Raw genomic sequence first — 22,610 nt, 5'->3', positions numbered from 1 at the left:
TCCGGCGAACTCAGCGCGTGACGGTGATGTGCACGTGGTCGTAGTGGCCGTAACCGGACGCCTGCGGACCGGCCGGCGTGTAGTAGGTGCCCCGCCAGATCACATCCTGCAGCCCGAAGCGGCCCGCATTGTTCAGCGCGAACGCCATGATCTGGTCGCCGAGCGCGATGCCCTCGGGACTGGTGTGGTTCGGGATCATGATGTCGATCGCCAGTCCGCTGGGATGCCAGGGCTTCGAGTCCGGCCGGACCCCACCGATCTCCGAGATCTGCGGGAACTGTGCGCTGACGGCCCGGGCCGCCAGGATCGCCTTGGGCTGCAACCCCGCTTCGGGGGCCACGCCGACCGGCAGCGCCTCGGGAATGTCCATGACCGCGGCGGCGAGCGACGGTCCCGGGTCGACCGGGGGCTGCTGGCCGGGCATCGCGACGATCGCCGGGTCCTCCGGTGCGGGTGCGCTCGGCGGCGGCGGTGCGGCGTCGACCACCGCCTGCTGCTGCGGCGTCAACGCGGCGTACTGCGCCTCCGCGGCAGCGATCTGGCGCAGCAGGTCCTTCCACTTCGCCTGCAGTTCGGCGCGCACCGCGGCGGCCTGCTCGGCCTTCGTGCGGGCTTCGGCAGCCGAGGAGTCCGATGCCGCGGCGGCGGCGGCGGCACGCTCACGTGCCGCTCGCAGACCGGCGAGTTGACTGGCGGCTCGTTCGGTGACCGTTCGCTGCAGCGCCAGGCCGTCGATCAGCTGTTGCGGTGAATCCGCGGTCAGCACCGCCGCCAGTTGACCGGTGCGCCCACTCATATAGGTCATCGAGGCCACCCGGTCGACCGCGTCCTGGAAGGGCTTGAGCTCGGAGTTCGCGACCGCGAGGACCTCCAGGTCGCTGCGGTGACGGTCCAGAGCGGCCGTCTGCTCGGCCATTCGGGCGTCGGCGTCGCGCTGGGCGGCGGTGACGGCCTCGCGGCTCTCGATCGCCTGCCGGGACAACTCGTTGAGCTTGGCCAGCGCGTCTGCGGCCGGGTCGGCATTCACCGCACCCATCGAAGCGGTCAGGACCAGGAACGCGGCCGCCGAACCGGACACCGTTCGCCGCAACCAGTGGCGCACCCGGGTCATACGGATAGTCACGATCCTTCGCTTCAAGGACCGATCCTGGCCCCGCCTTCTGTATCTCGGACAGGCTACGAACTGATACCGGCGATGTCCACCCGAGCCGAACAGGGTCACAAAGTTTGCTGGCATTCAACGCAAACGTCCAGGTAGAGCCAGTTCCGACGCCCTACTAGGCTGGAACCCACCGGTCGGGCACCCAGATGGTCGCGCCGGCTCGGTCCGGACCACTCGGAGGAGACGTATGCATCGGCGGCGGCCGGCATGGGCGATGACGGGTACGGTGCTGGTCTGCGCGGCGTTGCTCGCGACCGGTTGTATTGCGCAGGTATCGGGTGCCCCGCCGGAGCCCGAGAACACCCCGCGCCCCACGGAGGTCGCCCCACCCTCGCGGCCGGCGACGGCGTCGCTGGCCGGGCTCGACGCCCGCATCCGTCAGGCCACCGCCGATGCCGCCGAGGACGGGGCCGACATCGAGGCGGTTGTGCTCGACCGCCGCACCGGCCAGACCGTGTCGAACGGGGTCGACACACCCTTTCCGATCGCATCGGTGGTGAAGCTGTTCATCGCCGATGACCTGCTGCTGCAGGAGGCGGAGGGTAAGACCGAGCTGTCCGTTGCCGACCGCCAGGCGCTGGACCTGATGCTGCGTTCCTCCGATGACAGCGCGGCCCAGCTGTTCTGGGACCGCGGCGGTCAGAACGCCGTCATCGCCCGGATCAAGGCCCGCTACGGGTTGACGGGCACGACGGCGCCCTACAACCAGCGCTGGGACGTCACCCAGAGCACCGCCGGCGATCTCGTCCGGTACTACGGCATGCTGCTGGACGGCACCGGCGGGTTGCCCCCCGAGCAGGCCGACTTCATCCTCGGTAATCTCGCGCGATCCACCCCGACGGGAACCGACGGCTACCCGCAGCGGTTCGGGATCCCCGAGGGTCTCTACGGCGAGACCGTTGCGGTCAAGCAGGGGTGGTTCTGTTGCTGGAGCGGCGCCAACCAGTTGCACGTGTCCACCGGAGTGATCGGGTCCGACCGTCGCTACGTGATGGCGATCAGTTCCCTGGACCCCACCAGTGACGCCGCTGCCCGCGCGAACATCACCCAAGCCGTCAAGACGATGTTCCCGGGCGGCAAGATCTGAACCCGGTCACCCGGTCAGCGCCGACACCGTGAGGAGTGCGACGGTCTGGAGCCTTCGCCTACATCGCATCCCACGTGCGTTCATTTGCGACGGTGGCCGTGCTGAATGCTCCGCGGCGATAGGTGGCCCTCCTGGCACTAGGAAAACTCCGGCCTGGGCCCGGGGTTCCAGCCACCCCAGGATGGCGTCATGAGCGTGCAGCTGTTCGACGATCAATGCGTGACAACAGCGCTGACGCTGGATGGTTCGTACCTTCAACACCCACACGCGGTGTATGCCGAACTTCGCCGCCACGGCGCGGTGCACCGAGTGCGGGCCCGGCGGTTGATCGACGATCCCCGGTTGAAGACGCACCGCCCGTGTCGAACCGCCCGCTCATCACGACCATGAACACCCGAAGGAGTCATGATGGCTTTCGTCACCGAGGACAACATCACCGATTTGGCCGTCGCACAGTGGGCGTCTGCGCACTCGCCACGCACGGCCGAGATCATGGCTGCCCTCGTCCGACACATCCACGACTACGCCCGCGAGGTCAACCTCACCTCCGAGGAGTGGATGGCCGCCATTGACTGGCTCACCGAGGTCGGCAAGATCAGCACCGACAACCGCCGGGAATTCATCCTGGCTTCCGACGTGGTGGGTTTGAGCACGCTGGTCGTTCAGATGAACAACCGACTCCCCGCGCCGGCCACCCCGGCGACTGTTCTGGGCCCGTTTCACATCGACGGCTCGCCGCCGGCGTCGTTCGGATTCGACATGTCCGACGGCGTCGAAGGAACACCGCTGTTCATCACCGGCACCATCACCGACACCGCGGGCACCCCGATCGCCGATGCGACCCTCGACGTCTGGCAGGCCGACGCCACCGGGACCTATGAAGCCCAGTACACCGAGGTCGACGAAGCCCGCCTACGGGCCAAGTACTCCACCCGCTCCGACGGCACCTACTGCGTGCGCACCATCGCCCCAATCGGTTACACCATCCCCATGGACGGTCCCGTCGGAAAACTGGTCAGCGCCACCGACATCAGTGAATACCGGCCCGCCCATATCCACTTCATGTTCGAGGAACCCGGCTACCACAAGCTGATCACTCATCTGTTTCGCCACGGCTCCGACCACCTCGACACCGACGTCGTCTTCGGCGTCAAGGATGAACTCGTCGTCAGCTTCATCGAGCATCCGGCGGGTCCGGGCCCCGATGGTCGGCAGGTGGACGAACCTTTCCTCGTCGCCCACTACGACTTCGTCCTGCAAGCACTGAGCAGCGGCCACCCTGGCTAGTCGCTCCGTCGATTGCCGCCTGGGCGACATTCCGGAATAAGGTGACATATCACGCAGTTGTCGGGTGTGGAGCGCCACAGGCGGTCCCCGACAACAGGAGAATGAGATGCCTGATCTCAAAGGAAAGACAGCACTGGTCACCGGCGGCACGTCCGGCATCGGCTATGCCACGGCCCGCGCGTTCGCCGAGGCCGGCGCCACAGTGTTCATCACCGGCCGCACCCAGCAGCGCGTCGAGGACGCCGCGGCCTCTCTCGGTGCGGGCGTGGTGGGTGTCGCAGGCGACGTGACGCGTCTGGAGGATCTGGACCGTTTGATGGATGTCATCCGCGCCTCGGGGGCCGGCCTCGACGTGGTCTTCGCCAACGCGGGCAGCGGCGAGTACGTGACCCTGGCGGAGGAGACACCCGAACATCTGCTGGACACGTTCAACCGCAACGTCGGCGGGACGGTGTTCACCGTGCAGAAATCGCTGCCGCTGCTCAATCCCGGCGCCTCGATCGTGTTGGCCGGCTCGACCGCGGCGACCCGAGGCTTGCCGGCGTTCGGCGCCTATGCGGCCAGCAAGGCCGCCATCCGCTCCCTCGGACGCACCTGGGCCACCGAGTTGGCCGACCGCAAGATCCGGGTCAACACCATCATTCCCGGTCCCATCCTGACGCCCGGCCTCACCGACCTGGAACCCGATGTTGCCAAGCGCCAGGCCATATTTGACAGTTTGGCGTCGAATCCGATGCAACGCATCGGTGATGCCGACGAATTGGCCGCGGCCGTGGTGTTCCTCGCGTCCGATGCGAGCAGCTTCATGACCGGGTCCGAAATCGTCGTCGACGGTGGGATCAACCAGGTTTAGAGGTCCGGGCGCGGCAGGGTGCCCTCCCGCAGCAGTCCCTCATGGACCGTGCCGAGGATGTCGGCGAGGGCCTCTTCTTGTCCGGGATCCAGATCGGAGAAGAACGCCTGCCGTACCCACTCGGCGTGCACCGGGGCGGCACCGGAGAGCACCTGCCACCCCTCGGCGGTGAGGATGACAACCGTTCCGCGGCGGTCGGTCTCACACGCGGTGCGTTCGACGAGGCCACGGCGTGTCATCCGCGTGAGGTGATGCGACAGCCTGCTTCGCTCCCACCCGATCGTCGTCGCCAAGGCCGTCACCTGCAGGCGGCGCCCCGGGGCCCGCGACAGCGTGCTGAGCACCGTGTAGTCGTCGAGGGAGACACCGCACTCCGCGCGCAGGTGATGGTTCATCTCGTACTCAAGCCGGTGATACACGCGCATGTAGGTCATCCACGCGCGCTGCTGCGCCGGTGTCAGTGGGTAGCCATCAGAACTGGTCATCGGTGGTCCGCTACCTGCAATTCGTATATGGCTGGACGCCGGCATATCGCATTCTCGGGCACGGTGTCGCCCTATCCGCGCGGGAGGACGCCCACGAGCATCGCCGTGAAGGAGTCCCGTAGGGCATCGCGCAGGTCCAGGGGGTGCACGCAGAGGGCCGGCTCCTCCGCGTAGGCGGCAAGGAGGCTGGGTGGCGGCGGAACGTACGCGGACAGGGCACCCGCCGAGACCAGGCTCATCAGGCAGAACAGCTGCGCGCCGTCGCCGATTTCCGGCAGGTGACCGCGAATGAGATCGGTCATCTCTGTGAGCCTCGCCAGGGAGGATCGCTTGTGCCGCTTGACCACTTCGACCGAGACATTGTGCTCGAGGACGCCACCTTGGGCGCCGAAGAGGTCGCAGAGCACCATCCGCTCCGCAAGCGACCGGCTGAGAACCTCGGCCAGTTGACCCGCCCGCACTTCCGGCGACGCTTGCGGCTCGACGCCCGCGGCCAGGCCGTCGGCCAGGTCGGCGAGCCAGGTTCCCAGGAAGTCGTCCAACAGTTCGAGCAGCACGGCTTCGCGCGACTCGAAGTACCGCAGGACGTTCGACTTGGCCAGGCCCACCCGTCGGCTGAGTTCGTTGAGACTCAACTCCGCCACGGACATCTCGCCGAGCATTGCCGCCGCGGTATCGAGGATCGCCCGGCGGCGGATTTCACGCTGCTCCTCGCTGCGCGCCCGCTGGAAAGTCACGCGCTCACCCTAACTTGCAGACCACCGGTCCCTTGACAAGAGACCGGCAGTCTCTTACGGTCATCCCATAACAGACCGACGGTTCTATAAGGAGTCAGCATGAGCAGCACCAACTGGACCGAGCGGGACATTCCCGATCAGCACGGCCGGGTCGCGATCGTCACCGGGGCCAACACCGGGCTGGGATTCGAGACCGCGCGGATGCTCGCCGAACACGGGGCGACGGTCGTCCTGGCGGTCCGCGACATCGAGAAGGGCCGCCAGGCGGCCGCCGCCATCACCGGCGACGTCACCGTCCAGACCCTGGACCTGACCTCCCTGGACTCGATCCGGTCGGCAGCCGACGATCTGCGCGCCGCCCACCCCCGTATCGATCTACTGATCAACAACGCGGGCGTGATGTACACCCCGCGACAGACCACCGCCGACGGGTTCGAGTTGCAGTTCGGCACCAACCACCTCGGCCACTTCGCCTTGACCGGTCTGCTCCTGGACCGGCTCCTGCCCGTTCCCGGATCCCGGGTCGTGACGGTCAGCAGCACCGGCCACCGCATCCGGGCCGCCGTCCACTTCGACGATCTGCAGTGGGAACGGTCCTACAGTCGCGCCGGCGCCTACGGCCAGTCCAAGCTTGCCAACCTGCTGTTCACCTATGAACTGCAGCGCCGACTGGCACCACATGGGACGACTGTCGCGGTCGCCGCCCATCCCGGCATGTCCAACACCGAACTCCTACGGAACACGCCCACCGCGCTCCGCGTGCTCTTGACCCGGATCGCACCCCTGGTCACCCAGGACGCCGGCATGGGTGCCCTGCCCACCGTCCGCGCCGCGACCGACCCGGCCGCCCTCGGTGGGCAGTACTGGGGGCCGGACGGGCTCGGTGAGATACGGGGCTACCCGAAACTGGTCACCTCCAGCCCCGACTCGCACGACCAGGCGGTTCAACAGCGCCTGTGGGCGGTCTCCGAGGAGCTCACCGGCGTGACGTTCCCGCTCAGCGAAGCAGTGCGGTGATACGCATCCGGTTGTACGGCACCGCAATGATTTTCGCGGTCCGAGAGGCGCTCCGCCCTCTTGAGTTGATCAGTCGTTGGGCCCTTCGACTGTCTGCTGCGGCGCCGTAACCGGCGGAGTGAAAACACCGCCGGTGGGATTGAGCGATTTCTCGGTCGGGGACACCGTGGGCTCTGTCGTGGTGGTCGTGGTGGTCGGCGACTCTTCGGGCTTGTCGCTCTCACTGGTGCACGCCGCGGTGAAACCGATCATCGCGATCACGGCGGCACCGCCAACCGCAGCTTGAAGCCGACGACGAGCCAAGCGATTTGATGCCATGTTCGGTCCTCTGCTTGTCACCAATGTGGCGAGACTGCGTTGCGCGCGGGCACCGAGGAAGCCTTCTGCACCAGTCCCGGTGGAACGTGCCTCGGTAATAGAGGGTAATGCAGCGCCTCTGGCGCCGCATCCGCTTGCGCGGGGTTCGCGTGACGAGTTCGAGACAGCACACGTCGAGTAGCTCCACCGACGGCGGTGACTCGTCTCGGCCGACGGGCGCGCTCCAAGCGATCAACCGGCCGGGGGAGGAACGACTCGGTGGAGCCGCGGGTAACGATCTGCACGCCAGTATCTTTGAGGTCGCACCGTCGGCCTCACGTTGCCGCCCGAGACTGGTTGCCGGACGAACCCGTCTCGGCCTCACCGACCTGGCGGGTCACCAACGGCAGGAACACGTCGTCGACGATCTCTTCGATCGTTTCCCGGGACACTGCCGCCATGGTCATGAACAACTCATGCCTCAGCAGGTCCGCCGGCAGCGCGACGATGCGCGCCGGAGGCATGGCCGGCAAATCCCCGCGACGGACGGCGCGCTCGACGATCGTCTCCATCGCCTTGGGCCCGTCGCTCATGAACAGCGCGCGTAGCTGCTGCGGAGACCCGCCCGTTTCATCGAAGTACGCACCGAACAGGGCCGCGAATCCCCCGATGATCCCGGCACGTCGATCGTTGAAGTCGGTCAGCACCGTGAGTACGTCACCACGCAAGGACCCGGTATCGGGGACCTCGATCGCATCGATCGCGCCCCGATGCCGGATGACCGCCTCGAGCAGTGCCGTACGTGTCGGCCAGCGCCGATACAGCACCGAACGGGCGGTTGCCGACCGCGCTGCGACCGCGTCGATGGTGAATCCTCCGTAGCCGGCCTCGATGAGCTGATCCCAGCCGGCATCCAGAATCGCCGACTCCAGTGCTGCCCCCCGACGGCGCCGCGGGGTCGCGCGATTAGAAGACACTTGCGTAGCTTATCCCACCGCGCTAGCGTGTCGTTTAAGCAACACTCGTGTATCTAACGGCCGGGGTTCAGCCCGCACGCACACTCCCCACCTGGCCGTGCACGGGCGTGATCGGTTGCAGCCAAAAGCATTTGGAGGTTCCCATCGCTGGTCGCAGCGCACTCATCTCCGGAGCGAGCATCGCCGGACCGGTACTCGGTTACTGGCTGTCCGAAGCCGGCTGGAACGTCACGATCGTCGAACGCGCCGGCCGACTCCGCACGAGTGGCTATCCCGTCGATGTCCGCGGCACGGCAGTCGGATGCGCACCTACGTGAAGAAGAACCAGGACCTTGCGTTCCGTACCGATGGCACCGTGCTGGTGCGCACCAGCACCCGACTCCTGTGCCGGAACATCAAGCTCTGCGCGGTGCCGCTGCTGCAACGGCTCGGCCTCCTCCGACTTCTGCAAACCCGACTCCGCACCGCCGCACAGGATCTGTCGCTATCGGACCCGGATCTGCACCGTGGCGGGCGATCCCCGGGAACGGACAATCCGCGATGACTCCGCCGCCGAATGCGTCCCCCGGAGAGGTTCGACAGCACCGGTGGAGCAAGCGACTCGTTCTCTGGGCGGCGGTTCTCACACTCGCGAATGTGCTGGCCGATGTCGTCATCGGCTCGCCGATGACGGTCATCCCCCGATTGCTGGACCACTTCGACACCGATAATGCCGCCTGGTTGAACGGCAGCGCGATGCTCGCCGGTGCCATTTGGTCACCGCTGCTCGCCAAGAGTGCCGATGTCTACGGCAAACGCCGGGTCCTGATCAGCACGTTGCTGCTGGCCTGCGCGGGCTCGTTACTCTGCCTCGCTGCTCCCGCATTCTGGATCTTTCTGCTGGGGCGCTTCTTTCAAGGCGCCGCCTTCGCCGCGGTCTTTCTCAGCGTGGCACTCGTCCTCCAGATCTGCACGCCGCAGGTCGCGATGGCCGTGGTCGGGCTCGTCACGTCCAGTTCGTCGGTCGTCGGGATCATCGAGCCATTTCTGATGATGCCGGTGATCGAGCACTTCGGCCATCGCGGTGTATTCGCCGCGGCGGCAGTGCTGGCCGCGGCGGCCGCGCTCGGTGTCCGCCTGGCCATCCCGGAATCGTCGATCCGCAGCGCCGGTCGAATCGACGTGGGCGGGGCACTCCTGCTCGGTGCAGGCATGGGCGGAGTACTGGCCTACATCAGTCTCGGCGGCGAGCTTGGATGGTTGTCCCCGAGCATGGCTCTGTTACTCGGCGGCGGAATGCTCGCGTTGAGCTGCTGGGCATTTCGCACGCTGCGAATCGACGAACCCATCATCGACATCGGCGCGATCACCCGTCCCATCCTGCTCACACTGCTGGCACTGGTCCTGGCGGCGGGTTCGTTCCGGAGCCTACTGGCTCTGGTGGGGTTGATCGCCCATGTGCCCCCCGAACTGGGGGCCGGCTACGGACTGGGGAGCCGGGAGGCGATCGCGACCCTGTTCGCCACCGCGAACCTCGGCATCGCCGCGGGCGGCATCGGCTCCGGGTGGCTGGCCGGCAGGATCGGTCCGGCAAAGACGCTTCTCGGTGGCATCGCCGTCGGGACGGTCGCGGCCTTCGCGATGCTGCCCGGCGTGTCGGTGCTGCCGCTGGCCGTCGCCTGCGGAGGCATGCTCGGCCTGGCGGCCGGTGCGATCGGCGCCTCGGGGTACAACCTCGCGGCCGGCCTGGCTGTGCCCGAGCGGCAGGGCACGACAGCGGGTTTGGTGTCGGTCTTCGTCGCCCTGGGTTCGGCCACCTTCACCGTCACAGGTGCGGTGTTGCTCAGGGCGACTCAGATTCCGGGAGCCGTCATCGGTGGCGCTCCGGTCAGCTCGGCGACCGGCGTGCACCTCTACGTCGCATTGGCGGGCGGGCTGTTCGTCCTCGCCGCGGTGCCTGCGATCATCCTGGTTCGAGGTGCCGGCCGGACCGCACCACCGAGCAAGACCAGCAGCCGGCTCACGGCATGACGGGAGCCGGTTGCGGCAACGGATGCGCCCCGTCGGGCCGTAACCCGTCGAAGATGATCGCCAGATAGCGCTGCCAGAGCAGTGGCGTTGGGGCCGCGAGGTTTTCGACGATGTGAATCGGTGCGCACATCATCAGGAAGACATCGGCCTCGGTGATGTCGGCACGAATCGCGCCCGAGGCGCGGGCACGGTCAACCAGCGTTTCGAGGTTCGCGTGCAGCGCATCGCGAGCCTCGGTCACCCGGGGGTCGCCGTCGCTGGCGGACTGCAGGAAAGTCAGATCGTGGCGCTGACGCTGGTCGGCAGCGATGGTCAGGAACTCCAGCAGCGCCGCACCGGCGTCCGGCGAGTCGGCAAGCCGCCCTGCGGCGTCTGCGAGCGCTGCGATATGCCCGCAGACGATGGAGGCGATCAGGTCTTCCTTCGTCGGGAAGTGACGGAACACCGTGCCCTTCGCCACCCCGGCTCGGCGGGCGATGTCGGCCACCGAGGCCGACGGACCCCGTTCGGCGAACTCATCCTCGGCCGCGGCCAGCAACAAGGCGCGGTTGCGTGCGGCGTCCGCGCGGATCGGCCGGGTGGTGGTCACGGGCTCGAGAGTACCAAGTTGACCGATTGGTCATGTTGTGCGAGCCTGGTCAGATCAACATGACCAATCGGTCATATTAGTTTAGGTGTGCGAAAGACCCTGGGAGACAAATGAAGCTCTATGGAGCCACCGCCCTGGTGACCGGATCGAACCGCGGGATCGGCCATCAGTTCGGCGTGGACCTGATCCGACGCGGGGCCAAGGTCTACGCCACGGCACGTCGTCCCGAACTGGTGCGCATTCCCGGCGCGGAGGTGCTGCGCCTCGACATCACCGACCAGTCATCGGTCGATGCGGTCGCCGCGTTGGCCGGAGACGTGGACGTGCTGATCAACAATGCCGCCGACACCGCGGGCGGCAACCTGGTGACCGGGGACCTGAACGCGATCCGGTCGACCATGGATTCGAACTACTACGGCACCCTCGCCATGATCCGGGCATTCGCACCCATCCTCGCGCGCAACGGCGGCGGGGCCATCCTCAACGTGCTCTCGGCGGCGGCATGGGCCACCGTCGACGGCAACACGGCCTACGCCGCCGCGAAGTCCGCGCAGTGGGGGCTCACCAACGGCGTGCGACTCGAACTGGCCGCGCAGGGAACTCAGGTTGCTGCACTGGTGCCCGGCCTGGTGGGCACCCAGACCCTCTTCGACTTCGCAGAACGCCACGGAATCACATTCGAGGACGGCGCCGTGATGGACCCGGCCGATCTGGTCCGCTTGGCGCTCGACGGTCTCGAAGCCGGCGAGATCGAAATCCTCGACCCGGTTGTCAAACGACAGTTGCCGACGCCGGGGCTTGGATCGCTCGGCTGAGTCTTGATGAATGCGTCGAGCCGGACGGCCGAACGGCCTCACAGTTCGCAGGACGCCCCGGCCGGCGGCAGCGTGAGGTCGATCAGGTAGTCGGCGGCTATCTCGTTGACGCACTGATTGGTTCCGGCCATGACGATGGTGTGCCCTTCGCCCTCCACGGTGAGCAAGGTGCTGCCCAGCGTTTCGGCCAGCGCGAGGCCGCCGGCATGTGGGGTTGTGGGGTCGCCGGTGATCGATACGACCAGTGTGGGCGGTAGTCCCACGATGTCGGTCGCGTACGGGATGCCCAGCGTCGGCTCGACCGGCCACTGTTCGCAGCCGTCCCGTGCGCCGGTGAGCGCGACTCCGGGATCCATGAACGGTGCGTCCTCGAATATCCGGGTACGCAGCGCATTGCCCTGCTCCTCGGTGAGCCTTTCCTCGTCCATACAGTTGATGGCATAGAGCGCCTCGACGAAGTTGGGCCAGCGTCCCTCGGTGTCGCGGAGCGAGAAGTCGTAACTCAACTGCAGCAGTTCATCGCCGCGGCCCTGCTGTAACTGGCTTATGCCCTTGATAATTCGTGGCCACGCCGCTTCGCTGTAGAGACCGGAGATCACCCCGCCGATCGCCTCGTCGAACCCGAGATCGGAGCTCAACGCCGGCACCGGCTGTCCGTAGAGCGGACGCACGATCTGCTGGAACTGCTCGGTTGCACGGGCCGGGTCGTCGCCCAGCGGACAGTCGGTCTCGGTGGCGCAGTATGCGGCCATCTGCTCGAAGGAGCGCTGGAACCCCGCGTACGCGCCGATCCGACGCTCGACAGTGCCCTGGGTCGAATCGATGGCGCCGTCGAGCAGCATCGCGCGCACGTTCTGCGGGAACTGCTCGGCGTACACCGCGCCCAGCCTCGTTCCGTAACTCTGCCCCAGGAAGGTCAGCTTCTCATCACCAAGCACGGCCCGCAGGACGTCGATGTCACGCGCCGCATCGCGGGTGCCGACGCTGGTCAACACCTCGATCCCGCCCGAACGTTCCGCGCACCGATCGACAAAGCCCTTCGTATCCTGTTCTGTCCATTGCTGCGTGGTGCCCTGGGTGCTCAGCATGAAGTCACCTCGATCAGCTTCGGCGTCGGTGAAACATTCGATGGCAGGTTCCGAGCTGCCGACCCCACGCGGATCGAAGCCGACCAGGTCGAAGTTCTCGGTCAGGCGACCGTCCGGAAGCGCCAGTGCCGTGGCCGCGGTGGCGAACAATCCGGAACCGCCGGGCCCACCGGGGTTGATCACCAACGAGCCGATGGACTGGCCGCGGGCCGGCACTCGCGCGACCGCGACAAGTGCCGTCTTCCCCTGCGGTTCTTGGTAATTCAGCGGGACTTTCAGGTGCCCGCACTCCATGGTCGGCGCCAGGGCGAAGACTGCGGTTTCGATGGAGGTATTGGTGTAGCTCTCGCAGGACTCCCAGGCGATCTGTTGTGAGTAGAACCGGTCCAGGTCAAATGACGAGTGGACGGCCGATCCATCTGGTGAGCAGCCCGCCATCGTGATCGCCGCTGCGAGAACCACAGGAGTAAGGGTCTTCGCGCCGCCGCTCGTCTTCGGAAGCGCCGATCGTTTCGTTGGCATCAGAACTGGCTGCTCCCGCCGTCGACAAACACGTAGGCGCCTTCCTCGGCGAGCGCGCGGGCCGCGGCGAGGCCGATGCCCGATGTGGCTCCGATGACGAGTGCGGTCTTACCTCTCAGTGCGGACATCGAAGTCTCCGATTCTGTGCCGCAAAAGCTTGTTCCGCAGCGAGTTCTGGCTTCTGATGGGGAAACGCGGGCGGCGACGCGGTGCTGCCCGCCCGTGGACATTGCACGAACAATACGACCCGTATCGTCTCGCGTCAAGACGGTACGTCTCGGGGTGTTTTGTGTCGTCAGGGTTCAGGAGAGTGCATATCGGCTCGCGAAATCCCAAGCGAGAGCGCTTGCGTCGGGCCCTGCTTCGTCGGTGAACATGCCGCTCCCGAAAGGCCCGGGCCAGGCATGCCCCATGCCGTCGACGAGATACGACTCGATGACCATCGCACCCCCTGCCGCCGTGCGGGTGGTCCGGGTGTACGCGTGGCCGCCGGATGCGGCCGGCACGTGGTGCGTTTCTTCCGCCACAGCCAGGCTGTCATTGAGCAGACCGTCGTCGACCAGATCGTGCACCGCGGTCCAGTGCGCGACAAGGCGATTGGCGACCAGTGGCGGGACCCACGCCTGACGCGCGGTGTACTCCGGCGGCGTCGCGCCCGGATCGTCCGGGCGCACCTGATTCAACCCGTACTCACCGCCCGCGACGGACGTGACCGTCGCGAATACATCGGGGTAGGTGGCTGCGAGAATGACGGCGGCACCCGCCCCGGAGGACGCGCCCACGACATGGACCCGGCGCGGGTCGGCGCCGTAATCCTCGACGACCTGTCGCGCGACACCGGCCAACAGTGCGGGCTCCCCACTGCCGCGATGTTGTTCACGCGGCTCGGTCGAATTCCAGCAGTTGACCGCGCTGCGGAGCAGTCGCTGTGTCGGATACACGACGATGAACCCTTCGCGGTCGGCCAGGCGGTTGAACTGGGTGGTCGCTTTCATCGAGTTCCACCCGAATCCGGTCATCCCGCAACCGTGTATCGCCATGACCACCGGTAGCGCGGAGGCCCCGTCGTGGCGGGGCGGGACGTGCACCTGGTAGCGCTGATACCCGCCGTCGCCGACGAACACATGATTGCGATCCCCGGCGCCCATCTGCCACGGCGCGCCGAACTGGACGGCGGCTGTCGCGCTCGTCAGCGCCATGGTCATCGCCAGCGCGAGGGCCGCGACGGCACGTCTGCGCCGATGCTTCACCCGAGGTCGGCGGCGGTGTGTCTCGCCAGTGCTGGTAGTTGACATCGAGGGGGTCAACGCCGCCGCTCCTCGGTTTAGTTCACGCCCCAATGCCCGACTCTTGGCACTGGATGCTCAGCGGACCACATCCCCACAAGACGAAACGCCCCGTCTTGACACGAGACGGGTCGTTTCGTATCGTGTTGTTTGCCCCATTTCAGAACATGCAGTCCCTCGCGGAGTCGCCTGCTCCTGAGCGCCCGATGCCCGACAAGGGAGATCCGCGTGCCACCGACCTCGATGACGCCGTTATACCCATAACCGAAACCAGTTGGGAGACATAGTTTCTCGCCCATGGCGCGGAGCTGACGTCATCCGATGAAGCCTAGGAACACTGCCATGAGCATGCCTGATCGACGCGACGACACCGACGACGAACTGGGCTCCCGTTTCGAGACCGAGGTGATCCCCCTTTTGGACGGGCTCTTCGCCGCGGCGATGCGGATGACCCTGCAGCGCGCCGACGCTGAAGACCTGGTGCAAGAGACGATGATCAAGGCATACGCAGGGTTTCGGAGCTACCAGCCCGGAACGAATCTCATGGGGTGGCTCCTTCGAATTCAGACCAATGCGCACATCAGTGCTTACCGCAAGCGGATACGCCGGCCCGCGGAGACCCTCACGAGCTCGCTCCCCGACCGGCAGCTGGCCGCCGACGCCGAACGGTCACCGAGAGCACTGCGCTCCGCGGAACTCATCGTCTTGGAGTCCCTACCCGACAACGACATCAAAGCGGCCTTGGACGCATTGCCCGAGGTGTTTCGGATGGCGGTGTACTACGCCGATGTCGAGAACCTCCCCCACAAAGAGATCTGCGAAATCATGGGAACCCCGCCGGGCACGGTCATGTCGCGAATTCATCGCGGCAGAGCACGGCTACGGGTTCTGCTCGCCGAGCTCGCCGCTGAACGCGGATACCTCCTGGCGTCAAGCACATCCGGCGCCGAGACCACGGTCCGACATCGCCGGCGTAACCTGGCGCCGGCTCTGACTTGAGCGACAGCAGCCTCGAACACGCCTTCGCGCTCATTCCACCGCACCAACACCGGAGAAGATCGATGCACGCCGTGAACCACGACCGGTCCTGGGCCGGCAAGCCATCAAGCGGACCTGAGGATGCGGGTCGGTGAGCGCGGTGGTGAGAAAAGCCGTACACGCGGCAGCGCTGGCGGACATACCCGAGGGAGCACCGTACGGGGTTGAAGTCGCGGGAGTGGACCTGGTCCTGATCCGCTCGGGCAATGACATCTCAGCGCTGCACGGGCGTTGCGCGCATCGTGGCGCGCGATTGGCGGACGGGCATATCGAGGGCGACGCTTTGATATGTGATCTCCACGGGTGGCGGTATGACACGAAAACCGGTATCGCGCCGGTCAATCCGTCGGTGGCGCTCACCATGTTCCCCGCCTGGGTGACCGACGGCGAAGTCTACGTTGACGAATCGGCAGTGTTCGCGTTCGCCGCGTCGAACCCGCGACCGTCTGGCGACGATGGCTATCAAGGCGCCTGGATCACGCCCACCGATACGTCCGAAGAACCCTTCGTCACGCAGATTCACGAATTCGCCGCACATGGGCTCAGCCGAGTGGGTCCCGACGGCCCGGTGGACGCGATGGGAGTTCCGCGCAATCGGCTCCCTTCTTGGGATTCGATCCAGTTGTTGCCCGCCCAACTGCGTCGGCTGCCGCTGTTGGACGACGAACCGGTCAGCACCGAAACCGTGATCGGCCCCGGGGCCAGGCGACCACTGACCCTCGACATCCCGCTGTTCATCAGCGATATGAGCTTCGGCGCGCTGTCCCAAGAAGCCAAGACCGCACTTGCCGCCGGAGCCGAACTGGCCGGCACCGGAATCTGCTCGGGTGAGGGCGGCATGCTTCCCGAAGAACAACAGCTGAACTCCAGATACTTCTACGAACTGGCCTCCGGCCGGTTCGGATGGAGCTTCGAGCATCTGCCCAAGGTGCAGGCATTTCACTTCAAAGGCGGGCAAGGCGCCAAGACCGGCACCGGTGGACACCTGCCCGGAAATAAGGTGGTGGAACGCATCGCCGAGGTTCGGGGATTGGTCCCGGGGACGCCGGCCATCTCACCGGCTCGGTTCCCGGAGTGGGAGACCCTGGCACAGTTCAAGGATTTCGCCGCGCGGGTGCGTGACGAGTCCGGCGGAATTCCGGTCGGATACAAGATGAGCGCACAGCACATCGAGCAGGACATCGATGCCGCGCTGGAGATCGGCGTGGACTACCTGATCCTCGACGGCCGTGGTGGCGGGACCGGAGCCACACCGACGATCTTCCGTGACAACATCTCCGTACCCACCATCCCGGCGCTGGCACGGGCCCGGCGACACCTGGACCGGTCCGACGCCGATCACGTCACGTTGGTGATCACCGGTGGCATCCGCACCCCGGCGGACATGGTCAAGGCCTTGGCACTGGGTGCCGACGCGATCGCCTTGTCCAACGCGGCACTGCAGGCGATCGGGTGCGTGGGAATGCGCGCCTGCCATACCAATGCGTGCCCTGCGGGCATCGCCACTCAAGACCCGCGGCTGCGCGCGCGGCTCCCGGTGCCGGCAGCCGCCCAGCGACTGAATCGCTATTTGCGCTCCGTCGTGGACTTGATGGTGGTGCTGGCCCGGGCGTGTGGACACCGCCGCCTGGCCGACTTCGACCTCGACGATCTCACAACATTCGACCGGGATTTCGCGTACTTGAGCGGAATCTCCTATGCAGGAGCGGTGCCGCTGTGACCAGTACGAACCACACCCCCGACGCAGCCGACAACCGGCAGCGAAACCCTCACTGGCACAAAGTCGCCGATGCGGACGAGCTCGTCGAGGGCGAAGTGCGGGTCTGTCCGGTGGGGCTGAAGACCGTCGCGGTGACCAGGCTGCATGGCCGTTACGGCGCCATCGACAACCGCTGCCCGCACCAGGGAGGACCACTCGGCCAGGGGACTGTGGAGAACGACAAGATCCGCTGTCCCTGGCATGGGTTCGATTTCGACCCGTTCACCGGTCAGGCGGCCGGGGGACCCGATTTCGACGTCCCCACTTACCCGGTACAGGTCCGTGACGACGGCGTCTACGTCGCCGCAACACCGCCGGGCGCCCACACCCGCACAGTCAGTGATGTCCTCGTCGAGACGATGATCAACTGGGGCGTGGACACCGTGTTCGGCATGGTCGGCCACTCCAACCTGGGTGTCGCCGAAGCGCTTCGTCGCGCGGAAACCGAGGGAAAGCTCAGGTATTTCGGCGTCCGTCACGAAGGAGCCGCGGCCTTCGCCGCCGCCGCCTATGGAAAACTCACCGGCCGGCCCGCGGCGTGCTTCGGGATTGCCGGGCCGGGTTCGACGAACCTGCTGACCGGACTCTACGACGCCAGATCTGATCGCGCGCCGGTGCTGGCGATATCGGGGAACGTCAACTCCTCGGTGGCGGGCAAAGGTGCATTTCAGGATATCGACCTGCTCGCCGCCTTCGCCGATGTGGCGGTCTACTCCCAAATGGTGCGCGCCGGTTCGGAACACGGCGAACTGATGACGCTGGCGCTCAAGCACGCGATCCTGCAGCGCGGCGTCGGCCACTTGGTCATACCTGACGACGTTCAGGTGCTGGATGCTCCCGATCATCCGGCGTCCGGACCACAGGGCCGCATGCCGGATCTGCGGACCGGGCCCCCGACGGCACCTTTGCAGCAGGCCCTGGAACAGATCTCGGCAGCGACCCGCCCCGTGGTGATTGTCGGCGCCGGCGCCAAACACGACATGGATGCCGTGCTCGCACTCGCCGAGACCCTGCACGCCCCCGTGCTGACCACCTTCAAGGCCAAGGGCCAGATCTCCGATGCGCATCCCCTGGCCTGCGGTGTGCTGGGCCGCTCGGGTACCCCGGTGGCGTCCTGGATGATGAACAAGGCCGATCTGCTGCTCGTGTTCGGCGCGTCGTTCTCCGACCACACCGGTATTTCGCCGTACAAGCCGACAATCCAGGTCGACACCGACCCGCTCGCTCTCGGCCGGTTCAAGCCGGTGACGGTACCGCTACTCGGCGACGTCGGAATGAGTTGCGCTGCACTGAGTGCTCGGCTGCGTCCGCATCCGGAGCTGGTCGACCAGCGCTCCGAGATCGCGGCGCGATGGAGCATCTGGCGGGCCGAGAAGACTCGCCGGGCGATGGCGCGTTCCGACCGCGGCGTAGCTGCAGCGGCGGTCATCGAGGCACTCAACGGCCTGGTGCCGGCGAACGCGGTTCTCGCGGTCGACGTCGGCGATCACGCGTACTCGTTCGGGCGGTATTTCGAGACCAAACAGCAGTCGGTCCTGATGTCGGGCTATCTGGGATCCATCGGCTTCGGGTTCCCTGCCGCCATGGGAGCCTGGGCTGCCGACCCTGACCGGCCCGTCGTGGCGATCACCGGCGACGGCGGATTCGGCCAGTACCTTGCCGAGATCACCACGGCGGTCAAGTACGGCATGAACATCACGCACATCCTGCTCAACAACGGTGAACTCGCGAAGATCAGCGACGAACAGCGGGCCGCCGAGTATGCGGTATGGCAGACCTCGCTGCGCAACCCCGATTTCGCGGCGTTCGCCCGCAACTGCGGGGCCCACGGTGTCCGGGTGGAGGACCCCGCCGACCTCTCCGTGGCGATCACCCGAGCCCTCGACCATCGCGGGCCGGCGCTCGTCGAGATCATCACCGATCCCCAATCCCGTTAGGAGACGACGTCGCCGCCGACCAGTATTCTGTCGGCGGCGACGTCACAGCGACACGCGTACTCAATCGCGGAGAACGGGCCCGTTCGGCGGCCTGACCGTCAGCTGCGGTGCCTTCACCGGCGGAGTGAAGTCTTCGGCGGTGGGTTTGACCACCTTCTCGGTCGGCGTCAGCGAGGGCTCCGTGGTGGTCGTGGTCGGTTCTGCGGGCTTGTCGCTGTCGGTGCTGCATGCTGCGGTGAAGCCGATCATCGCGAGGATGGCGGCACCGCCTACCGCTGCTGTGAGCCGACGAGTCAAGGTATTCGATGCCATGTTCGGTCCCTTACTTTCCTCTGGGTGGTGAATGGTGGCCTGCGCGATGACTCGCGAAACCGGCTGCGACAGCCTTATTTCGGAGATCTGGGTGCGCTGTCAGATTGGTCAACGCAGTGCCTGTACCGGCACATTCCCGTGCCGACCGTGGCCGGGGGTTTTGTGGCGTCGCGCGACAGCCGTGTCACTATCCTCGCGAATATTGGCATCGTGGCCACTGGAATGTGTGGATTCTGGAGGCGACACTGAGAGGGCCGCCGTCCTGGCGCGCCGCGATACCCGACCACGGTGAGGAACACCGATATGACAGATCCGATGAAAGCCGTTGTGCTCGCCCGGTTCGGAGGGTTCGATGCGTTCGAGTTGCGCGAGGTCCGCGTCCCGCAAGTCGCACCCCGCCAGGTACGGGTGCGTGTCCATGCGACCGCGGTCAACCCACTCGACTTTCAGATCCGTCGCGGAGACTACGCGGATCATGTGCCGCTCCCGGCGATCATCGGGCACGACATCTCCGGTGTGATCGAGGAAGTCGGATCCCACGTGACCGAGTTCCGAACCGGCGATGAGGTGTACTACACCCCCCGGATCTTCGGTGGCCCCGGCTCTTACGCCGAGCAGCACGTCGTCGACGTCGACCTGGTCGGCCGGAAACCGGCGAACCTCAGCCATCTGGAGGCGGCGAGCCTGACGCTCGTCGGCGGAACGGTCTGGGAGTCCCTGGTGACGCGAGCTCAGCTCACCGTGGGAGAGACGATCCTCATCCACGGCGGCGCGGGCGGGGTCGGCACGATCGCGATCCAGGTCGCGAAAGCGATGGGCGCACAGGTGATCACCACCGCGAAGGCCGGCGACCACGAGTTCGTGCGCTCGCTCGGCGCGGATGCGGCGATCGACTTCACGTCGGCAGACTACGTCGATGCCGTGACCACGATGACGCGAGGCAGAGGAGTCGATGTCGTCTTCGACACGATCGGTGGCGACGCGCTCACCCGAAGCCCGCTGACGCTCGCCGACGCCGGACGCGTCGTCAGCATCGTCGACATCGCCCAGCCGCAGAACCTCATCGAGGCGTGGGGCCGGAACGCCGCCTACCACTTCGTCTTCACCCGACAGAACCGGGGAAAGCTGGACGCGCTCACCACACTGGTCGAGCGCGGTCTCGTCAAGCCCGTCATCGGCGCGACTCTTCCGCTCGCTCGAATGGACGAGGCTCATGAACTCCTGGAGAACAGGCGGTCCTATGCGCTCCGCGGCAAGGTCGCGATCGACGTCGCGGGCGAAACTGTCGAGCTTCCCCCGCGCGCCGCATAGTGCAACGCTGCGGGCAGGGCGACCCTCGCGGTATCAGCTCGGCCCGGCAAAGGTGGCGCGGTACTCGGTGGGGGTCACATCCAGGAGCCGGCGGAAATGCAGCCGCAGGTTCGATCCGGTTCCCAGGCCGACCTGTTCGGCGATGCGGTCGACCGGCAGCCTCGTGCTCTCCAGGAGTTCGCGGGCGGTGTCGACCCGCGCCCGCAGGATCCACTCCAGCGGGGTGCTGCCGGTCTCTTCGGCGAAACGGCGCAGGAACGTGCGGGGTGACATCCGGGCGTGTGCCGCGAGTCCGGCAATCGTGAGCGGCTGGTCGAGCCGCATCATGGCCCATTCGCGGGTCGCAGCAAGGGATTGGCCGCGGACTTCGGTGTTGGTCTTCGGCAGGTACTGGGCCTGGCCCCCGGTTCGGTAGGGCGCGGTGACGAGTCCTCGTGCGATCTCGTTGGCCGCGCTCACACCGAGGTCGCGCCGAACGATGTGCAGGCACAGATCGAGACCGGCGGCGGCGCCCGCCGAGGTGAGGACGGATCCCTCGTCGACGAAGAGTACGTTCGGCTCGACGGTGATCCGCGGATGCCGCTGAGCGAGTTCCACCGCCGCGTCCCAGTGCGTCGTCGCTCGCAGGCCGTCGAGCAGGCCGGCCTCCGCAAGGGCGAATGCGCCGTAACAGATCGACGCGATGCGGGTCCCGCGGGACGCGGCGCCCCGCAGCGCCTCGCGCACCTGCGCCGGTATCTGCCGGCCCGCCGGCGCGTAGCCCGGGACGACGATGGTGTCCGCGTCGGCCAATGCGTCCAGTCCCCGCGGGACCGCGTAGCCGAAACCCCCATGAGACGGCACCGTTCCGGCGGTGACCCCACAGGCCGATACTTCGTATCCGAAACCGGTCTCCGGATGGAACACCTCCGCCGGGATCCCGACATCCAGCGGGAGCGCCCCGTCGAGTACCAGGACCACCACCCGGTGCGGTCGCTGCATCGCCTGACTCCGATCCGATCGACGGAGACCGGTGTTGGCCATGGGAGTCTTCGCCTTCCGGTCGGGAGCGCACGAGCGAGGGGAGGGACCGCCACCCTTGGATCGATCAATTGACGCTACGGTACGGCCCGTCTCGCGTCAAGACGGGCCGTCTCGTGTTGTATCTGGCGCTCGTGGGTCTTAGTCTTCCGTCATGCCGCCGCTTCCACCTGACCCGAGCCGCCGTAACGAACACTCGCGGCGGGCGATCCTCGAGGCGTCCCTGGCCCTTGTCGGTGAACTCGGCTACGACAACGTCTCGATCGAGGCAATCGCCAAGCGGGCGGGCTGCGGCAAACAGACGATCTACCGCTGGTGGCCATCGAAGGGTGCGGTGGTGCTCGAAGCCGCAACCCAGAGTCTCAATCCGGTCGTCGTGTTCCCCGACACCGGCGACATCGTCGCCGACATGCGGGAGCAGCTGATCGGAATCCTGGACCTGATCACGACGACGAGTTTCGGAGCGGCGTACCGGGGCGTGATCGCCGCCGGTCAGTCCGATCCCAGCCTGATCCGCGCCGTCTTCGACCAGGTCATCGAACCCAACATCAAAGGGTTCAGTGCGCGAGCGGACCTGGCCAAGCAGCGCGGCGAGATACGCCCCGACGCCGACGCGCCGACGCTGCGCGATGTGCTCTACGGGGTCATCGAGTACCGGATGTTTCACGCGATGCCGCTCGAACCCCAGTACATCGACGCACTGCTGAAGCTCGCATTCGACGGGGTGCGCTGACGGTTGTTCGCGGTCGGACGGTGCTGGTCATCCGCCGTGCTGTAGCCGACTAGTCAGAAAAAGGGGGGGTGTCGGCGGCCGCGCGGCGGCCACGACACCGCCCCGCACCGATTCGGGGCTACCCGTCGACCGGATGGTCCAAACCCGAGAAGCCCTCCACGCGTGTCCGCATCTGTTCCAGCGGCGCGACCTGCTCCGATGCCAGCCGCCGCGCAACCCCGCCGAAGTTCTTTCACATCCGGCCCATCCAAACCGGCTCTGCTTCCGAATGCCTTTCGATGTGCACGC

Annotated in this window: 23 protein-coding genes; 12 read left to right on the top strand and 11 right to left on the bottom strand. The window is 66.6% G+C overall.

Annotation, left to right across the window (positions count from 1 at the left end; all coding sequences use genetic code 11):
• Positions 1–10: 10 nt before the first annotated feature.
• A complete protein-coding gene (locus K0O62_RS00420) occupies positions 11–1,111 on the bottom strand; it encodes a coiled-coil domain-containing protein (protein ID WP_073858419.1) in 1,101 nt (366 codons plus the stop codon).
• Positions 1,112–1,349: 238 nt separating this feature from the next.
• On the opposite strand from K0O62_RS00420, the gene K0O62_RS00415 reads away from it, so the two are divergent.
• The 3 genes from K0O62_RS00415 (at position 1,350) to K0O62_RS00405 (ending at position 4,389) form a co-directional block, all read left to right on the top strand.
• Positions 1,350–2,249: a serine hydrolase gene (locus K0O62_RS00415; protein WP_073858420.1), complete on the top strand. Its 900-nt coding sequence runs from the start codon at positions 1,350–1,352 to the stop codon at positions 2,247–2,249.
• A 408-nt stretch (positions 2,250–2,657) separates the two neighbouring features.
• Positions 2,658–3,536, top strand: coding sequence for a dioxygenase family protein (locus K0O62_RS00410; protein WP_073858529.1), 879 nt, complete (start codon positions 2,658–2,660; stop codon positions 3,534–3,536).
• A 106-nt stretch (positions 3,537–3,642) separates the two neighbouring features.
• Positions 3,643–4,389 carry an SDR family NAD(P)-dependent oxidoreductase gene (locus K0O62_RS00405; protein ID WP_073858421.1) on the top strand — a complete coding sequence of 249 codons (747 nt, stop codon included), beginning with the start codon at positions 3,643–3,645 and terminating at the stop codon, positions 4,387–4,389.
• On the opposite strand, the gene K0O62_RS00400 is transcribed toward K0O62_RS00405, so the two are convergent.
• Together K0O62_RS00400 and K0O62_RS00395 are read right to left on the bottom strand one after the other, a co-directional pair.
• On the bottom strand, positions 4,386–4,874 hold the full coding sequence (locus K0O62_RS00400; RefSeq protein WP_073858422.1) for a MarR family winged helix-turn-helix transcriptional regulator: 489 nt from the start codon (positions 4,872–4,874) through the stop codon (positions 4,386–4,388). The two genes, K0O62_RS00405 and K0O62_RS00400, sit on opposite strands and share 4 nt — an antisense overlap.
• 71 nt (positions 4,875–4,945) lie before the next feature.
• Positions 4,946–5,611 carry a TetR/AcrR family transcriptional regulator gene (locus K0O62_RS00395; RefSeq protein WP_073858423.1) on the bottom strand — a complete coding sequence of 222 codons (666 nt, stop codon included), beginning with the start codon at positions 5,609–5,611 and terminating at the stop codon, positions 4,946–4,948.
• Between the two features lie 99 nt (positions 5,612–5,710).
• Here K0O62_RS00395 and K0O62_RS00390 point away from each other — a divergent pair, with 99 nt between their 5' ends.
• Entirely contained in the window at positions 5,711–6,628 is a 918-nt protein-coding gene (locus K0O62_RS00390) for an SDR family NAD(P)-dependent oxidoreductase (protein ID WP_073858424.1), read from the top strand.
• A 69-nt stretch (positions 6,629–6,697) separates the two neighbouring features.
• Here the strand turns inward: K0O62_RS00390 and K0O62_RS00385 are convergent, their stop codons facing one another.
• Together K0O62_RS00385 and K0O62_RS00380 are read right to left on the bottom strand one after the other, a co-directional pair.
• Positions 6,698–6,880: a hypothetical protein gene (locus tag K0O62_RS00385; protein WP_372512881.1), complete on the bottom strand. Its 183-nt coding sequence runs from the start codon at positions 6,878–6,880 to the stop codon at positions 6,698–6,700.
• Positions 6,881–7,260: 380 nt separating this feature from the next.
• Positions 7,261–7,902: a TetR/AcrR family transcriptional regulator gene (locus K0O62_RS00380; protein ID WP_073858426.1), complete on the bottom strand. Its 642-nt coding sequence runs from the start codon at positions 7,900–7,902 to the stop codon at positions 7,261–7,263.
• A gap of 301 nt (positions 7,903–8,203) precedes the next feature.
• Here K0O62_RS00380 and K0O62_RS00375 point away from each other — a divergent pair, with 301 nt between their 5' ends.
• Both K0O62_RS00375 and K0O62_RS00370 read left to right on the top strand, forming a co-directional pair.
• The gene (locus tag K0O62_RS00375) at positions 8,204–8,446 is read left to right on the top strand and encodes a hypothetical protein (RefSeq protein ID WP_205870597.1); all 243 of its coding nucleotides are present in this window, start codon (positions 8,204–8,206) and stop codon (positions 8,444–8,446) included.
• A 92-nt stretch (positions 8,447–8,538) separates the two neighbouring features.
• On the top strand, positions 8,539–9,912 hold the full coding sequence (locus K0O62_RS00370) for an MFS transporter (RefSeq protein ID WP_234800225.1): 1,374 nt from the start codon (positions 8,539–8,541) through the stop codon (positions 9,910–9,912).
• Here K0O62_RS00370 and K0O62_RS00365 read toward each other — a convergent pair.
• Positions 9,902–10,501 (bottom strand): TetR/AcrR family transcriptional regulator, encoded by a 600-nt coding sequence (locus K0O62_RS00365; RefSeq protein ID WP_073858429.1) that lies wholly within the window; start codon positions 10,499–10,501, stop codon positions 9,902–9,904. The genes K0O62_RS00370 and K0O62_RS00365 overlap by 11 nt on opposite strands.
• 110 nt (positions 10,502–10,611) lie before the next feature.
• On the opposite strand from K0O62_RS00365, the gene K0O62_RS00360 reads away from it, so the two are divergent.
• Positions 10,612–11,316 carry an SDR family NAD(P)-dependent oxidoreductase gene (locus tag K0O62_RS00360; protein ID WP_073858430.1) on the top strand — a complete coding sequence of 235 codons (705 nt, stop codon included), beginning with the start codon at positions 10,612–10,614 and terminating at the stop codon, positions 11,314–11,316.
• Positions 11,317–11,354: 38 nt separating this feature from the next.
• Here K0O62_RS00360 and K0O62_RS00355 read toward each other — a convergent pair whose 3' ends face one another.
• The 3 genes from K0O62_RS00355 to K0O62_RS00345 all read right to left on the bottom strand — a co-directional run bounded on the left by K0O62_RS00355 (position 11,355) and on the right by K0O62_RS00345 (position 14,176).
• Positions 11,355–12,866: an alpha/beta hydrolase gene (locus K0O62_RS00355; protein ID WP_234800226.1), complete on the bottom strand. Its 1,512-nt coding sequence runs from the start codon at positions 12,864–12,866 to the stop codon at positions 11,355–11,357.
• A 59-nt stretch (positions 12,867–12,925) separates the two neighbouring features.
• On the bottom strand, positions 12,926–13,054 hold the full coding sequence (locus tag K0O62_RS00350; RefSeq protein ID WP_109789079.1) for an SDR family NAD(P)-dependent oxidoreductase: 129 nt from the start codon (positions 13,052–13,054) through the stop codon (positions 12,926–12,928).
• A 174-nt stretch (positions 13,055–13,228) separates the two neighbouring features.
• The gene (locus K0O62_RS00345; RefSeq protein ID WP_165637030.1) at positions 13,229–14,176 is read right to left on the bottom strand and encodes an extracellular catalytic domain type 1 short-chain-length polyhydroxyalkanoate depolymerase; all 948 of its coding nucleotides are present in this window, start codon (positions 14,174–14,176) and stop codon (positions 13,229–13,231) included.
• Between the two features lie 357 nt (positions 14,177–14,533).
• Here K0O62_RS00345 and K0O62_RS00340 point away from each other — a divergent pair, with 357 nt between their 5' ends.
• The 3 genes from K0O62_RS00340 (at position 14,534) to K0O62_RS00330 (ending at position 18,946) form a co-directional block, all read left to right on the top strand.
• Positions 14,534–15,211, top strand: coding sequence for a sigma-70 family RNA polymerase sigma factor (locus tag K0O62_RS00340; protein WP_079244086.1), 678 nt, complete (start codon positions 14,534–14,536; stop codon positions 15,209–15,211).
• A gap of 130 nt (positions 15,212–15,341) precedes the next feature.
• A complete protein-coding gene (locus tag K0O62_RS00335) occupies positions 15,342–16,970 on the top strand; it encodes a glutamate synthase-related protein (RefSeq protein WP_073858434.1) in 1,629 nt (542 codons plus the stop codon).
• Entirely contained in the window at positions 16,967–18,946 is a 1,980-nt protein-coding gene (locus tag K0O62_RS00330; protein ID WP_073858435.1) for a thiamine pyrophosphate-dependent enzyme, read from the top strand. The genes K0O62_RS00335 and K0O62_RS00330 overlap by 4 nt, the downstream gene beginning before the upstream one ends.
• Positions 18,947–19,006: 60 nt before the next feature.
• Here the strand turns inward: K0O62_RS00330 and K0O62_RS00325 are convergent, their stop codons facing one another.
• Positions 19,007–19,258, bottom strand: a complete 252-nt coding sequence (locus K0O62_RS00325; protein ID WP_073858436.1) for a hypothetical protein — start codon at positions 19,256–19,258, stop codon at positions 19,007–19,009.
• Positions 19,259–19,561: 303 nt separating this feature from the next.
• Between K0O62_RS00325 and K0O62_RS00320 the strand changes: the two genes are divergently transcribed.
• Entirely contained in the window at positions 19,562–20,569 is a 1,008-nt protein-coding gene (locus tag K0O62_RS00320) for a zinc-dependent alcohol dehydrogenase family protein (protein ID WP_073858437.1), read from the top strand.
• Between the two features lie 33 nt (positions 20,570–20,602).
• Here K0O62_RS00320 and K0O62_RS00315 read toward each other — a convergent pair whose 3' ends face one another.
• On the bottom strand, positions 20,603–21,550 hold the full coding sequence (locus tag K0O62_RS00315) for a GlxA family transcriptional regulator (RefSeq protein ID WP_073858438.1): 948 nt from the start codon (positions 21,548–21,550) through the stop codon (positions 20,603–20,605).
• 193 nt (positions 21,551–21,743) lie between these two features.
• On the opposite strand from K0O62_RS00315, the gene K0O62_RS00310 reads away from it, so the two are divergent.
• Positions 21,744–22,322, top strand: a complete 579-nt coding sequence (locus tag K0O62_RS00310) for a TetR/AcrR family transcriptional regulator (RefSeq protein WP_073858439.1) — start codon at positions 21,744–21,746, stop codon at positions 22,320–22,322.
• Positions 22,323–22,610 lie beyond the last annotated feature (288 nt).

This window comes from Mycolicibacterium diernhoferi (assembly GCF_019456655.1).
In the GTDB taxonomy this organism is placed as follows: Bacteria; Actinomycetota; Actinomycetes; order Mycobacteriales; family Mycobacteriaceae; genus Mycobacterium; species Mycobacterium diernhoferi.
This window is presented reverse-complemented; position numbering and strand designations above follow the sequence as displayed.